The sequence below is a fragment of the Streptomyces sp. NPDC030840 genome (assembly GCF_055572015.1).
In genome coordinates, this window is the sequence record NZ_JBVIEE010000004.1 from 33,632 (window position 1) to 46,910 (window position 13,279).

At 71.6% G+C, this 13,279-nt stretch carries 12 protein-coding genes and 2 pseudogenes; 6 read left to right on the forward strand and 8 right to left on the reverse strand.

From position 1 onward, the window contains the following. Positions 1-413: 413 nt before the first annotated feature. A complete protein-coding gene (locus tag ACZ49J_RS10510) occupies positions 414-1,961 on the forward strand; it encodes a S8 family serine peptidase (protein WP_467451027.1) in 1,548 nt (515 codons plus the stop codon). Positions 1,962-2,049: 88 nt separating this feature from the next. After that, positions 2,050-3,570 carry a S8 family peptidase gene (locus ACZ49J_RS10515; protein ID WP_467451028.1) on the forward strand — a complete coding sequence of 507 codons (1,521 nt, stop codon included), beginning with the start codon at positions 2,050-2,052 and terminating at the stop codon, positions 3,568-3,570. An 89-nt stretch (positions 3,571-3,659) separates the two neighbouring features. Here the strand turns inward: ACZ49J_RS10515 and ACZ49J_RS10520 are convergent. Together ACZ49J_RS10520 and ACZ49J_RS10525 are read right to left on the reverse strand one after the other, a co-directional pair. Then, a pseudogene (locus ACZ49J_RS10520) lies at positions 3,660-3,756 on the reverse strand (ribonuclease Z); the annotation flags it as partial. A gap of 6 nt (positions 3,757-3,762) precedes the next feature. Beyond that, positions 3,763-3,843 (reverse strand): annotated as a pseudogene (locus ACZ49J_RS10525) (histidine triad nucleotide-binding protein); the annotation flags it as partial. Between the two features lie 513 nt (positions 3,844-4,356). Between ACZ49J_RS10525 and ACZ49J_RS10530 the strand changes: the two are divergent. After that, entirely contained in the window at positions 4,357-5,352 is a 996-nt protein-coding gene (locus tag ACZ49J_RS10530; protein ID WP_467451029.1) for a CopD family protein, read from the forward strand. Here ACZ49J_RS10530 and ACZ49J_RS10535 read toward each other — a convergent pair. After that, positions 5,252-5,977 carry a lysoplasmalogenase gene (locus ACZ49J_RS10535; RefSeq protein ID WP_467451030.1) on the reverse strand — a complete coding sequence of 242 codons (726 nt, stop codon included), beginning with the start codon at positions 5,975-5,977 and terminating at the stop codon, positions 5,252-5,254. The genes ACZ49J_RS10530 and ACZ49J_RS10535 overlap by 101 nt on opposite strands. Beyond that, positions 5,974-6,861, reverse strand: a complete 888-nt coding sequence (locus tag ACZ49J_RS10540) for a sterol desaturase family protein (protein WP_467451032.1) — start codon at positions 6,859-6,861, stop codon at positions 5,974-5,976. Before ACZ49J_RS10540 ends, ACZ49J_RS10535 begins: the two co-directional genes overlap by 4 nt. Before the next feature lie 220 nt (positions 6,862-7,081). On the opposite strand from ACZ49J_RS10540, the gene ACZ49J_RS10545 reads away from it, so the two are divergent. From ACZ49J_RS10545 to ACZ49J_RS10555, 3 genes are all read left to right on the forward strand, one after another. Continuing rightward, positions 7,082-8,056 (forward strand): DEDDh family exonuclease, encoded by a 975-nt coding sequence (locus tag ACZ49J_RS10545; protein WP_467451034.1) that lies wholly within the window; start codon positions 7,082-7,084, stop codon positions 8,054-8,056. Positions 8,057-8,186: 130 nt separating this feature from the next. Then, on the forward strand, positions 8,187-8,420 hold the full coding sequence (locus tag ACZ49J_RS10550; RefSeq protein ID WP_467451035.1) for a hypothetical protein: 234 nt from the start codon (positions 8,187-8,189) through the stop codon (positions 8,418-8,420). 78 nt (positions 8,421-8,498) lie between these two features. Next, positions 8,499-9,296 (forward strand): SURF1 family cytochrome oxidase biogenesis protein, encoded by a 798-nt coding sequence (locus tag ACZ49J_RS10555; protein ID WP_467451330.1) that lies wholly within the window; start codon positions 8,499-8,501, stop codon positions 9,294-9,296. A gap of 7 nt (positions 9,297-9,303) precedes the next feature. On the opposite strand, the gene ACZ49J_RS10560 is transcribed toward ACZ49J_RS10555, so the two are convergent. The 4 genes from ACZ49J_RS10560 to ACZ49J_RS10575 all read right to left on the reverse strand — a co-directional run bounded on the left by ACZ49J_RS10560 (position 9,304) and on the right by ACZ49J_RS10575 (position 13,128). Then, on the reverse strand, positions 9,304-10,257 hold the full coding sequence (locus tag ACZ49J_RS10560) for a hypothetical protein (protein ID WP_467451036.1): 954 nt from the start codon (positions 10,255-10,257) through the stop codon (positions 9,304-9,306). A gap of 159 nt (positions 10,258-10,416) precedes the next feature. Then, positions 10,417-10,620: a YbdD/YjiX family protein gene (locus tag ACZ49J_RS10565; RefSeq protein WP_467451037.1), complete on the reverse strand. Its 204-nt coding sequence runs from the start codon at positions 10,618-10,620 to the stop codon at positions 10,417-10,419. After that, complete coding sequence (locus ACZ49J_RS10570; protein WP_467451039.1) at positions 10,617-12,806, reverse strand: carbon starvation CstA family protein; 2,190 nt, start codon at positions 12,804-12,806, stop codon at positions 10,617-10,619. The genes ACZ49J_RS10565 and ACZ49J_RS10570 overlap by 4 nt, the downstream gene beginning before the upstream one ends. Before the next feature lie 88 nt (positions 12,807-12,894). After that, positions 12,895-13,128 (reverse strand): DUF3311 domain-containing protein, encoded by a 234-nt coding sequence (locus ACZ49J_RS10575; RefSeq protein ID WP_467451040.1) that lies wholly within the window; start codon positions 13,126-13,128, stop codon positions 12,895-12,897. Between the last annotated feature and the right edge of the window lie 151 nt (positions 13,129-13,279).

Here is a 13,279-nt window from a genome sequence, read left to right on the forward strand (position 1 = left end):
CGCGTTGCGGTTTCGGGTGCCCCGGTGGACGGGGGTGACGACGGGGACGGGTCGTTTTCGGACATATGACGGCTCTGATCCTCAGGTAGATGTGGATCACCCCGGCCGGTGATGTCAGGTGCCCGGCGCGTGATCCGGCAGGGGGCCCGATGGTGCTCGGGCTCCCTGCTCAACGTCACGGCGGCGCGCGGGAACCGGTTCAAATGCCGTGCGGTTCTTTTCACAGGCGGTCGCAACTGGTCACAGGCTCGGCTCAGGCGAGGGGTTTCCCTGTACTTCGGCCGTCGTCGCCGGAAGTCGTTGCTGGCCAAGGACGGCGGGAGATAGCTTCGGCCTGCACCACCCGTCATGTACCTGCCCGGGCACCACGCGTGTCGCGGGCGGGTTTCGTTTCCGGATGATGTGGAGACCCCATGGCTCATCTGCCCTCGAGACGCCGTATCGCACTCGCGGTTCCGGTCGCCCTCTCGCTGACCGCCTCCCTCGGCTTCCTGCCGGGCGTCGCCTCGGCCGCGCCGCTGCCCTCGGCCGCCTCCGCCGCCTCGACCGCCTCGGCGACCGAGGACGGCCCGAACCTCGCGTACGTCGTCAACACGAAGGCGGACAAGCGGACCATCGCCTCCGTCAAGAAGGCGATAGCCGCGGCCGGCGGGACCGTCGTCATCACGTACGCCAAGATCGGCGTGATCGTGGTCCACTCGGCCAACCCCGGCTTCGGCGCGCAGATCCGGGCGGTGCGCGGTGTGCAGTCCGCGGGCGCCACCCGGACCACTCCCCTGGTCGCCGCGGGCACGACCGACGAGGGCGCCGCGGACTACCTGACGGCCGAGGAGGCCGCCAGGGTGAAGGCCGCGTCGGCGAAGGCCCCCGAGAGCGAGCCCCTGGAAGCCGACCAGTGGGACCTGCGGGCGATCGGCGCCGACAAGGCGGCGAAGATCAACCCGGGCAGCAGGAAGGTCACCGTCGCCGTCATCGACACCGGCGTCGACGACACGCACCCGGACCTCGCCCCGAACTTCTCCGCGTCCCAGTCGGCGAACTGCGTCGGCGGCGTCGCGGACACCAGCGAGGGCGCCTGGCGCCCGTACACGGCGGAGGACTACCACGGCACGCACGTGGCCGGTGAGATAGCCGCGGCCCGCAACGGCGTCGGCGTCGCCGGTGTCGCCCCGGGCGTGAAGGTCTCCGGCATCAAGGTCAGCGACCCGAACAACGGCCTGTTCTACCCGGAGAGCGTCGTCTGCGCCTTCGTGTTCGCCGCCGACCACGGTGTGGAGATCACGAACAACAGCTACTACGTCGACCCGTGGCTCTACAACTGCGTGGACGACCCCGACCAGAAGGCCATCGTCGACGCGGTCAACCGGGCCCAGCTGTACGCGCAGAAGAAGGGCCTGCTGAACGTGGCGTCGGCGGGCAACTCCAACCACGACCTCGCCTCCGACGCGATCGTCGACGACTCGAGCCCCGACGACTCGACCCCGGTCGAGCGCACCATCGACCCGAGCGAGTGCTTCGACGTGCCGACCCAGCTGCCGGGTGTCGTCACGGTCAGCGCGACGGGCGTGAAGAACCTCAAGTCGTACTACTCGACGTACGGCAAGGGCGTCGTCGACGTCGCCGCCCCCGGTGGCGACCGGCGCTACCAGCTCCCGGACACCCCGTCGAAGGACGGCCGGATCCTCTCCACCATGCCGAACGGGCAGTACGCGTTCCTGCAGGGCACCTCGATGGCGTCGCCGCACGTCGCGGGTGTCGCCGCGCTGCTGAAGTCGACCCACCCGTGGGCGAACGGCACCCAGCTGCAGCGGCTGCTGAAGGCGCAGGCGGACAAGACGGCCTGCCCCGCTTCCTACGACCAGGACGGCGACGGCACCCAGGACGCGGTGTGCGAGGGCGGCCCGAAGCTGAACGGCTTCTACGGGGCGGGCATCGTCAACGCGCTCAAGGCCGTCAAGTAGCCGCGGGTCCGGGCTGTTTGGTCCCCGGCACAGCCCGGACCGCTCGTACCGCGCACGTGACTCGTACCGCGAACGAACTGGAGACACCATGACAGCGCTTCGCAAGCGCTCCCGCCGCGTGGTGGCGATCCCGCTGGGGATGGCCCTGGCGACGGCACTCGCCGTCCTGCCGAACTCGACGGCGTCGGCCTCGCCCGCGGCCTCCCAGGAGACCGCCGCCGACGCCACCCCACTCAGCTACGTGGTCAACGTCCGCCCCGGGTACGGCACTTCCTCGTACGTGAAGAAGGCCATCGTCAAGGCGGGCGGCACGATCGTGACGTCGTACGACCAGATAGGCGTCATCGTCGTGCACTCCTCGGACTCGGGCTTCGCCGCGGCGATCCGCACGGTGCGCGGGGTGCAGTCGGCCGGTGCCACGCGCACCGCGCCGCTGCCCGCGCAGTCGACGGCCGACCTGGACACGCCGAAGGTGCTGACCGCCAAGGAGGCGGCCGCCGCCGACGCCGAGGCCGGCGAGGACCCGCTGCAGCCGTTGCAGTGGGACCTGCCCGCCATCAAGGCGGACAAGGCGCACGAGAAGTCGCTCGGCAGCCGGAAGGTCACGGTCGCCGTCATCGACACGGGCGTCGACGACACGCACCCCGACATAGCGCCGAACTTCGACCGCGAGGCGTCGGTGAACTGCGTGACGGGCAAGCCCGACACCACCGACGGGGCCTGGCGGCCCGGCGCGTCCGAGAGCCCGCACGGCACCCATGTCGCGGGCGAGATCGCGGCCGCGAAGAACGGTGTCGGGATGACCGGTGTGGCGCCCGGGGTGAAGGTGTCCGGCATCAAGGTGTCCACGCCGGCCGGCTTCTTCTACACCGAGGCCGTGGTCTGCGGGTTCGTGTGGGCGGCCGAGCACGGCGTCGACGTGACGAACAACAGCTATTACACGGACCCCTGGTACTTCAACTGCAAGGACGACCCGGACCAGAAGGCGCTCGTCGAGGCCATCACCCGGGCGTCCCGGTACGCGGAGCGCAAGGGCGCGGTGAACGTCGCGGCGGCGGGCAACGAGAACTACGACCTCGCCTCCGACGAGATCACCGACCCGTCGTCGCCGAACGACACGACGCCGTCGGACCGTGTGGTCGACCCGTCGGAGTGCCTCGACATCCCGACCCAGTTGCCGGGTGTCGTCACGGTCGCGGCGACGGGCGCGAAGGGCATCAAGTCCTCCTTCTCCAACCACGGCCTGGGCGTGATCGATATCGCCGCCCCGGGCGGCGACTCGACCCGCTACCAGACCCCGGCCCCGCCCGCCACCAGCGGCCTGATCCTGGGCACGCTGCCCGGCGGCAAGTGGGGCTACATGGCCGGTACGTCGATGGCGTCGCCGCACGTCGCGGGTGTCGCCGCGCTCATCAAGTCGACGCACCCGTACGCCCCGCCGGCCCTGGTGAAGGCGCTGCTGTACGCCGAGGCGGACGCCACCGCGTGCACGGACCCGTACGACATCGACGGCGACGGCAAGGTCGACGCGGTGTGCGAGGGGTCGAAGAACCGCAACGGCTTCTACGGCTGGGGTACCGCTGACGCGCTGGACGCGGTGACGAAGTAGGGCTGCGCGCAGGGATTCGGGCCGGGCGGTGTTGCACCGCCCGGCCCTTTCGCTGCGCTTGCCCTCTCGCTGCGGTTGCCCTCTCGCTGCGCAGCCGTCCCAGCGGAGCACGTACCCGTTGTGGTTGCGGTGGCGGGTCGGGACCTGGCTGGCGGTACCGAGGACCACCAGTTCGCGTACGGACACGGCGACTTACCCGGGAGGCCATTCGAGCCCGCGCCCGCCGATGACGTGCGCGTGCGCGTGGAAGACGGTCTGTCCGGCGCCACTGCCCTCTCGCTGCGCTTGCCCTCTCGCTGAGCTTTCCCTTTCGCTGAGCTTTCCCTTTCGTTGCGCGGCGCCTTGGTGCGGCTCCCTGCTGCGGCGCCTTGCTTGGTTTCGCCCCGCCGCCCCTACCCGTCCCACCCCCAGGGGCTCCGCCCCTTCGACCCCGCACGGGGCTCCGCCCCGGGCCCCGTTTTCGGGGGCCGGCCCCCGGGCCCTCGCTCCTCAAACTCCCCCAGCTACCGCTGGGAGGCGCCCCCAAGGGGCTGAATTGCCCCGGCCGGGGCTTGGATTCCCAGCCCGTCCGGCGTTTGAGGACGAGGCCGTCAGGCCGATGGCGGGGGTCTGGGGGCGCAGCCCCCAGGGATGGGACGGGTAGGGGCGGCCGGGGCGCGACCATCGGTGAGGCGTGGCGCGCTTGAATCGAGGGACGGGCCGAAGCGTACCTATGGGCGGAATACCGTATGCCCAGTTGTTTTCCATGACTTGCCCTGATCTGTGACAACTGGGGAAGCTCTGGGGGTGAGCTTGACCAGACCGACAGCCGACACCGCGCGTCCCGGTGTCGGGCGGGCCGTCACCGTACTCGTCCTGGTGGCCGGCGCCGCCCTGCTCCCGCTTCTCGGACCGCGTGTCGCCCTGGACGGCACCGGCGAGGCGGTGGCTCCGGGAGCCGGCGGCATCACCGTGCTGCGCACCGTGCTGTTCGCCGCGTTGTGCGTTCCGGTGGGCGAGTTGTTCGCGGCGTGGCTGGCGCGCCGGGTGCCGGGGGCGCCGGCGGAGGCGCCGCGCAGTTGGTCGCCGTACGCGGCCGCCGCCGGTTTCGTCGCCGCGCTGGGCCTCGCCTCGGTCGTGGCGACCGGCAACCTGGTGCCGCGGAGCCCCGCCGACATCGACATCGGGGGCCTCTACGAGACCCGGGACGGCACACTCGCCCTCCTGGAGGTGAACGCGTTCGCCGCGGCCGGCCTGTGCGCCCTCTCGCGCCGCCCCGCGACGCAGGCGTGGCCGCTCGTCGCGGTCGCCGTCGCGGAGGCCCTGCGCGCGCATCCGACGACCGAGCACGATCCCCTGGTCGGCAGCGGCCTGACGCTGGTTCACCTGGTGTGCGCCACCCTGTGGGCGGGCGGACTGTTCCACGTCCTGCGGATGTTCCGGCGGTGGGGCCTGCCGGACGTCACGGGGGCGGGTGCCGCGTTGCTGGGCCTCTACGCGCGCGTGGCGGCCGTTCTCCTTGCCGTCATCACCGCCACCGGGGTGTGGAGCACACTGCGCCGCATGCCGCCGGACACGGTCATGGAGCAGCTGACCGCGACGGCGTACGGACGCACCCTGCTCGCCAAGGTGCTCCTCGTGGCCGTCGTCGCGGTCCTCGCGCTGGTGGCGCGCGTCCGGCTGGCCCGCGCGAGCGACCCGCTCAGCGCCTGCTCCCCCGCGCGTGCGGAGGTGGTGGTGCTGGGCGCGACCGTCGCGGTGTCGGCGCTGCTGACGGCACTGCCGGTGCCGATCCGCTGGTGACGCCGGACGTGCCCCGTACCAGCAGATACTGGGCCGCGAGATAGGTGAGCATGATCCACAGGTCCGGGCGCGGAGGCTGCGGCCAGTCGGCGACACCGGTCGCGATGAGCGTGTCGGACAGCAGGAACAGCGCACCTCCGAGCCCGGCGACGGGTCCGGCCCGCCCGGCCCGGTGGGCCATGGCGGTGAGCAGCAGGCTGTACCCGGCGACGGGGACGCGCAGTTCGGCGGGCAGGCCGGGCCACAGCAGGGCGAGGGTGACGACGAGGACCGTGCCGTACCCGGCCGCCACGAGCACCGAGCGCCCGGACCCTCCGGATCGCCCGGCCCGCCCGCATCGCCCGAAGAGCAGCAGGTAGCACACGTGTCCGGCCGCGAAGCACCCCATCCCGGCCAGGAACGCGGGCTCCGCGTCGGACAGCAGCAGCACGTCCCCTCCCCAGCCGCACAGCAGCGCGGCGACCAGCAGCCCGGGGCCGCCTCGCACGTGGACATGGGCGGCGAGCAGCGGCATCAGCAGTGGTTTGGCGAGGGCGTGGCCCGGGGTGAATCCGGCGGCGAGCGACCCGAGGTCGACGGCGGCGGCGAGGGCGAAGAGGACGAGCGGCGCCCTGCCGCCTCTCACGCCACGGGCTCCGTGACCGTCGGGCCGGACGCCTGCGCCTGTCCCGTGTCCGGCCGCGCCGGTCGCCAGCCAGGGCCTCGGAACACCCGCCCGGCCCGCTCGCCCCAACTCCCGGCCGCCCGCAGGTCCCTGGCGATGGCGGCGTACTCGTGGGTGGCGACCCTCAGCGGGTTGTACGTGTCGATGTTCTTCGTCAGCCCGTACACCGGCCGCTCGGTCTCCGCGGTGAACGACCCGAAGAGCCGGTCCCAGACGATGAGGATGCCGCCGAAGTTCCGGTCCAGGTAGCCGCCCTGGGAGGCGTGGTGGACGCGGTGGTGCGAGGGCGTGTTGAAGACGAACTCGAAGGCCCGGTGCAGCGTGCCGATGCGCTCGGTGTGGATCCAGAACTGGTACACGAGGTTCGCGGAGGAGCAGAACGCGAGCGCGGCCGGATGCACCCCGAGGGCGACGAGCGGGACGTAGAACGGCCAGACGGTCCACGTCGTCCACGGCTGGCGCAGGGCGGTGGTGAGGTTGAACTTCCGGCTGGAGTGGTGCACGACGTGGCAGGCCCACAGGATGCGGACCACGTGGTGGCCGCGGTGCGACCAGTAGTAGAGGAAGTCCTGGGCGAGCAGCATCAGCGGGACGGTCCACCACAGCACGGGCACCCGCAGGGGCGTCAACTCGTAGACCGCCGTGTAGACGGCGACGATCGGGATCTTCCAGAGGAAGTCGAAGACGAGCGAGCCGAGCCCCATGCCGACGCTCGTCGCGGAGTCCTTCGCCTCGTACCCCGCCGCGTCGTCATCGGGATGGATCCGCACGCTCACCACCTCGACCACGGTGAGCAGGACGAAGGCGGGTATCGACCACAGCACGACATCGGGCAGGTTCGGCATGTGGGCACCGTAGAACCGCCGGTCAGCGACGGCTAGACGTTGTTACCCACAAGTATGACCGGTGGTACGCGCTTGCTTCTTGGCCACCTCCGCCAAGGGCGGTAGGCACTCACCCGAACACGCGCCCGTCTGGGAGGACTTGGTCAACCGCCCTCTGTCAGGGCCCGTTCGGGGTGGTGGGCGTTCGGGCTGTCAGTCGTGGCCCGTATCCTCAGTGACCATGCTCGAAGACCGTACGACCGCGCCGTCCGACGCACCTTGGCCGACCGCGTACCCGCGGGGGTACGCGGTCGTCGACGTGGAGACCACGGGCCTGGCCCGGGACGACCGCATCATCTCGGCGGCCGTCTACCGGCTGGACGCGCGCGGCGAGGTCGAGGACCACTGGTACACGATGGTCAACCCGGAGCGTGACCCCGGGCCGGTGTGGATCCACGGTCTGACGAGCGACATGCTCGAAGGAGCCCCGCTCTTCCAGGACATCGCCGAGGAGTTCTCCGCCCGTCTGGCGGACCGTGTGCTCGTCGCGCACAACGCCGTCTTCGACTGGTCGATGATCGCCCGGGAGTACGCGCGCGCGGAGCGTGAGGCTCCGGTGCGGCAGCGGCTGTGCACCATCACGCTCTCCAAGGAGCTGGGGCTGCCGCTGCCCAACCACAAGCTGGAGTCGCTGGCCGCCCACTTCGGCGTCGCGCAGCGGCGGGCGCACCACGCGCTGGACGACGCGCGCGTGCTGGCCGAGGCGTTCCGGCCGAGCCTGCACACGGCAGCGAGCCGGGGCGTACGGCTGCCGCTCCTCGAATGCAGGCCGCTGACCGAGTGGTCCGGCTCCGCGCACATCGGGCGGCAGTCCTCCGGGGGCTACGGGCCCGGGAGTTGGCGCCCGTCGCGCAAGCGGCCCCCGTGCCCGTACCCGAACCCGGGGCGCTACGAGGAGGGCAAACCGCTCAAGCAGGGCATGCGCGTCGCCTTCTCGGGGGACACCTCGGTCGACCGCGAGCTGCTGGAGGACCGCGCCGTCGAGGCCGGGCTGCACGTCGCGACAAGCCTGTCCCGGCTGACCAGCCTCCTCGTCACCAACGACCCGGACTCCGGCACGTCGAAGGCGGCCAGGGCCCGGCAGTACGGGACGCCGGTGATCGACGAGGCGGCGTTCGGGCAGCTGCTGCGGGACGTGGAGCCGGCGGAGGGGTGATCCCCGCGGCTCCGGGGAGGGGGCGGCGGGGTGACGGCGCGTCCGGGTGCCCCGGGCGTACGGGTGATTGGCCGGCGACTCGCCCCGCGCCCGCTCGCCCGCGCCGCGTCGGCGCCGCACCCTGTGGCGCATGACACGTTGCGAAGTCTGCGGAAACGACTACGGCATGACCTTCGAGGTGCACGCCCAGGGCGCGGTGCACGTCTTCGACTGCTTCGCCTGCGCGATCCACCGCATGGCACCCATCTGTGAGCACTGTCGCGTCCAGATCATCGGGCAGGGCGTCGAGGCGGACGGCCACTGGTACTGCGGCGCCCACTGCGCCCGCGCGGAGGGAAAGGCGGGCATCGTCGACCGGGTCTGAGCTACCGGAGAGGGCTGTCGCGGACCTCGGCGCCCACCCGCGTGCAGGCACCCCATGACCGAGTTGTACGGTCGTGGGGTGTACCGCTTCCTGTTGTCCCGGCAGTGGGTGATCCTCACGCTGGTCGCCCTCCTCCTCATCCCCACGATGATCAGGCTGGGCATCTGGCAGATGCACCGCTACGAGGAGCGCACCGCCAGGAACCAGCTGGTCGCCGACGCGCTGGGCGCCAAGCCGGTGCCCGTGGAGGACATGACCTCCCCCGGGCACACCGTCACCCGTGACGAGCGGTACCGCACGGTGACCGCGAAGGGCCGCTTCGACACCGACGACGAGGTCGTCGTCCGCCGCCGCACCAACTCCGACGACGAGGTGGGCTACCACGTCCTGACCCCGTTCGTCCTCGACGACGGCAAGGTCCTGCTCGTCAACCGGGGCTGGATCCCCTCGGACGGCCCGAGCCAGACCGCCTTCCCGAAGATCCCCGCACCGCCCCGCGGCGAGATCACCGTCACCGGGCGGCTCATGCCCGACGAGACGACCGCGGCGAGCGGCATCAAGGACCTCAAGGGGCTGCCGGACCGGCAGATCATGCTGATCAACAGCGAGGAGCAGGCCAAGCGCCTCGGCACCGAGGTGCTCGGTGGGTACATCGCGCAGACGGCACCGGAGCCGAAGGGCGACACCCCGGAGCTGATCGGCAGGCCCGGCGACGAGGACGCGGCGCTGAACTACGCGTACGCCATCCAGTGGTGGCTGTTCTCCGCGGGTGTCCCCGTGGGCTGGGTGATCCTGGTCCGCCGTGAACGCCGTGACCGCGCGGCGGCGGCCTCCGCCCCCGCCAAGGAGCAGGAGTCGGCCCCGGCACCGGCGTAGCCGTCCCTCACGTCCGGTGCCGGCCGGTGAGCCGGTCCCGCCAGTAGACGAACGTGCGTTCCGGCTCGGGCAGCAGGTCCCACGGGTGGCGTGTCATGTGGCGGCCGATGCGCCGGAAGACAGGGGCGGCCTCCCGGGGAAGGTGCGCTCGGGTCAGCGCGAAGGCCAGGACGTTGAGGTCGGTGACGGCTTCGGCGTGGGACACGGCGGCGGCGTGGAACCAGCCCCTCAGGGCCACGTCGATCTCCTGGCCCGCCCGGGGCTCCGTCCAGTCGCCGCTCGCGCCGAGCGCGGCGAGAGGCGAAGCCCCCTGGCGGTGGGCCGTCAGTTCGACGCGGGCCGCCACCGGAAGCAGCGCGACCGGCGACCCGTGCGGCGCACGGGCGGCGGCCTGCCAGGCGAAGTCCATCATGTCGGGGACCGTGCCGTGTCCGCGCGGGGACAGGTACCGCAGCAGCCGGTGGTACGACGTCCGCAGCCAGGGCGCGCGGTGGACGGCCTCGGTCCACACGGGAACCGCGTCCTTGACCGGCACGGCACAGGAGTGCATCAGGGACAGCAGCGCCAGCCAGGGGACCGGGTCCTCGGGGCAGGCCCCGGCGGCGAGCAGGCATGTCTGTTCGGCGCGGCGAACGGCGGCGTGTCCCTCGGCCGGCGCCCGGGTCGCCTCGACGTGGGCCCGCAGGACCAGGGCGTCCCCGTCGCCGGGCCGGTCGGCGGCCCACCGCTGCGAGACCGCGGCCGGGAGGCAGGCCGCCAGGACGGAGACCCGGTGGGCCCTGCGGTCCCAGTCGCGCCCCGTGGCATGCAGCAGTTCGGCCACGGGCTCCCAGAGGGGACGGGTCCGGCCCGCGCCGAGGCCGTGGAGCTGCTGGGTGGGCAGGAGTTCGGTCAGGGTCGTGTGCAGGGGGTCGTCGTCGAGCTCGGGGCGGATCAGCAGGGAAGGGCGGCGTCTGAGCATCTCGGGTCCCGCCAGGGGCGTTCGGGGGTGTCGGGGGTGTCGCTTCCGTCGCTTGGTGTCGCTTCGTGCCGCTTGGTGGAGCGGGGCGGGCGTGCCGTCAGGGCCGGTAGGACGCTGAGAAGGCACGCCCGCACCCGGCGGGTCACCGCCGTGCCGGGGTCAGCAGCAGCGGCCGGGGGACTCGCACTCACGCCGCAGGGTGCGCATCCGCTGGTACTCCCGGCGGGTGGGTACCGGGGCGCGCGGGTGGTGGCGGCGGTGACGTGCGCAGTAGCGGTCGTACTCGGCCTCGCCGGTCAGTTCCCGCGCGTACCAGAGCACGGTGCCGAGCACCTTGCGGACGGCGCTCCGGGCGGCCGTCATGAGCCGGCCCTTGCCGCCCCCACCAGCGACTCACCGTCGCGCTGCTCGGGCACGTCGATACGGGACTCGACGTACGGCGCCTCGGTCGTCGGCAGGGGTTCGGCGGAGCGCAGGGCGCGGACGCACACCACCGCGCAGTTGACCAGGACGACGAGGACCAGCAGCAGGAAGATCGCCATGATCACGCCGTCGACGGTGTTGTTGAGGACGATGGTGTGCATGTCGTCCGTGTTCGTGGCGCCCGGCAGCAGCTTGCCGGTGTCGATGGCGTCGGCGTAGAGGTCCCGCGCGGCGAAGAAGCCGATCTTCGGGTCGTCCGAGAAGATCTTCTGCCAGCCCGCCGTGAAGGTGACGGCCACGTCCCAGGCCAGCGGGATTCCGGTCACCCACGCCCAGCGCAGTTTGCCCGCCTTGATGAGCATCGTCGTAGTGACGGCGAGGGCGACGGCGGCCAGCAGCTGGTTGGCGATGCCGAACAGCGGGAACAGCTGCTTGATGCCGCCCAGTGGGTCGGTGACCCCGGCGTAGAGGAAGTAGCCCCAGGCGCCCACGACCAGGGCGCTGGTGATCCAGATGCCGGGCTTCCAGGTGACGCGGCCGATGGGCTTCCAGACGTTGCCCAGCATGTCCTGCAGCATGAAGCGGCCCACGCGGGTGCCGGCGTCCACCGTGGTCAGGATGAACAGGGCCTCGAACATGATCGCGAAGTGGTACCAGAAGGCCTTCATCCCGGCGCCGCCGAACACCCCGGAGAAGATCTCCGACATGCCCACGGCCAGGGTGGGGGCGCCTCCGGAGCGGCCCACCAGCGTCTGCTCCTCGACGGCCCTGGCGGCGGCGGTCAGCTGGTCCGGTGTGATGGAGAAGCCGAGGTTCTTCACGGCCTCCGAGGCGCTCTCCACCGTCGGGCCGAGCAGGGCCGCCGGGGAGTTCATCGCGTAGTACAGGCCGGGTTCGAGGACGCAGGCGGCGATGAGCGCCATGACGGCGACGAAGGACTCCGTGAGCATGGAGCCGTAGCCGATCAGCCGGACCTGGGACTCCTTCTGGATCAGCTTGGGGGTGGTGCCGGAGGAGACCAGGGCGTGGAAGCCGGACAGGGCGCCGCAGGCGATGGTGATGAACAGGAAGGGGAACAGGGACCCGGCGAAGACCGGCCCCGCGCCCGTCGAGGCGAACTCGGTCACCGACTCGGCCTTGAGCGCCGGAGCGGCCACCACGACGCCGACGGCCATCAGGGCGATGGTGCCGACCTTCATGAAGGTGGACAGGTAGTCACGGGGGGCCAGCAGCATCCACACGGGGAGCACGGAGGCCACGAAGCCGTAGCCGACCAGGCAGAAGACCAGGGTCTCCGGGCTCCAGACGAAGTACTCGGCGAGCGAGGAGTCCTGGATCCAGCCGCCGCCGAGGATCGCGAGCAGCAGCAGGGCCACACCGATGAGGCTGGTCTCCACGACCCGGCCCGGCCGCAGATAGCGCAGGTAGAAGCCCATGAAGAGGGCGATGGGGATGGTCATGGTGACCGAGAAGGTGCCCCACGCGGACTCGGCGAGCGCGTTGACGACGACCATCGCCAGCACCGCGAGCAGGATGATCATGATGGCGAAGACGCCGATCAGCGCGGCGGCACCGCCCACCCTGCCGATCTCGTCACGGGCCATCTGGCCCAGGCTCTTGCCGTCCCGGCGCATGGAGAGGAACAGCACGATCATGTCCTGGACGGCACCGGCGAAGATGACGCCCGCGATGATCCAGATCGTGCCGGGCAGATAGCCCATCTGCGCGGCCAGCACCGGGCCGACCAGCGGGCCCGCGCCGGCGATCGCCGCGAAGTGGTGGCCGAAGAGGACCCGCTTGTCGGTGGGGTGGTAGTCGACGCCGTCCTCGAGCCGTTCCGCGGGGGTGGCGCGGGTGTCGTCGACCTGGAGGACCCGGCGGGCGATGAACCGCGAGTAGAAGCGGTAGGCGATGGCGTACGAGCCGAGGGCGGCCATCACCAGCCAGACGGCCGAGATCTCCTCGCCCCGGGAGAGCGCGAGGACACCCCAGCCGACCGCGCCCAGCAGGGCGACGGATGTCCACAGGATGATCGAGCGAGGGGTCGGCCGGGACCGCGGAGACGGATCGGACGGTGGCCCGTCCGGCGCCGGACGGCCGGATTCGGGCATGACTGATGTGGGCATGGCGGCTCCTCACCTGAGCGGTGGTGTCGGTGGTACGGCGGTACGAGAGACGGGTGTACGGCGTACGGGACGTGCGGCAGTGCGCGGATCAGGGGTCGTGGCGCCGGTCGTGCCTGGTCAGCGCGTACGCGGCGAGCAGGCAGAGGCCGCACCCCGGTACCCAGGCGAGCTGGTACCAGTAGAAGAACGGCGTCCCGGCCAGTCGCGGACTCGCACCGGCGTACCAGGGGACCCACAGCAGCCCCGCCGCGGGCGCGAGGAGCAGCAGCGTTGCGGCGACGCGCCGTACGCGCCGTAGCCGGTGGTGTCCGGTGCGTGCCATGAGCTGCTCTCCTCTCCCGCTTGCTGTCGGTCTGTGCAAGAGTTGCCCACCCGCTGCACCTGGTTGACAGCGAATTTCCAGAAGATTTCCCGCCGGTTCCCTGTCCTCCGAACCGGCCGCCCGCGCAACCAACAGGCGAGGGCCCAGGCAC

Coding starts and splice junctions, on each gene's coding strand:
- ACZ49J_RS10510 (WP_467451027.1), top strand. CDS start 414: ATGGCTCATCTGCCCTCGAGACGCCGTATCGCACTCGCGGTTCCGGTC.
- ACZ49J_RS10515 (WP_467451028.1), top strand. CDS start 2,050: ATGACAGCGCTTCGCAAGCGCTCCCGCCGCGTGGTGGCGATCCCGCTG.
- ACZ49J_RS10540 (WP_467451032.1), bottom strand. CDS start 6,861: ATGCCGAACCTGCCCGATGTCGTGCTGTGGTCGATACCCGCCTTCGTC.
- ACZ49J_RS10545 (WP_467451034.1), top strand. CDS start 7,082: ATGCTCGAAGACCGTACGACCGCGCCGTCCGACGCACCTTGGCCGACC.
- ACZ49J_RS10550 (WP_467451035.1), top strand. CDS start 8,187: ATGACACGTTGCGAAGTCTGCGGAAACGACTACGGCATGACCTTCGAG.
- ACZ49J_RS10560 (WP_467451036.1), bottom strand. CDS start 10,257: ATGCTCAGACGCCGCCCTTCCCTGCTGATCCGCCCCGAGCTCGACGAC.
- ACZ49J_RS10565 (WP_467451037.1), bottom strand. CDS start 10,620: ATGACGGCCGCCCGGAGCGCCGTCCGCAAGGTGCTCGGCACCGTGCTC.
- ACZ49J_RS10570 (WP_467451039.1), bottom strand. CDS start 12,806: ATGCCCACATCAGTCATGCCCGAATCCGGCCGTCCGGCGCCGGACGGG.
- ACZ49J_RS10575 (WP_467451040.1), bottom strand. CDS start 13,128: ATGGCACGCACCGGACACCACCGGCTACGGCGCGTACGGCGCGTCGCC.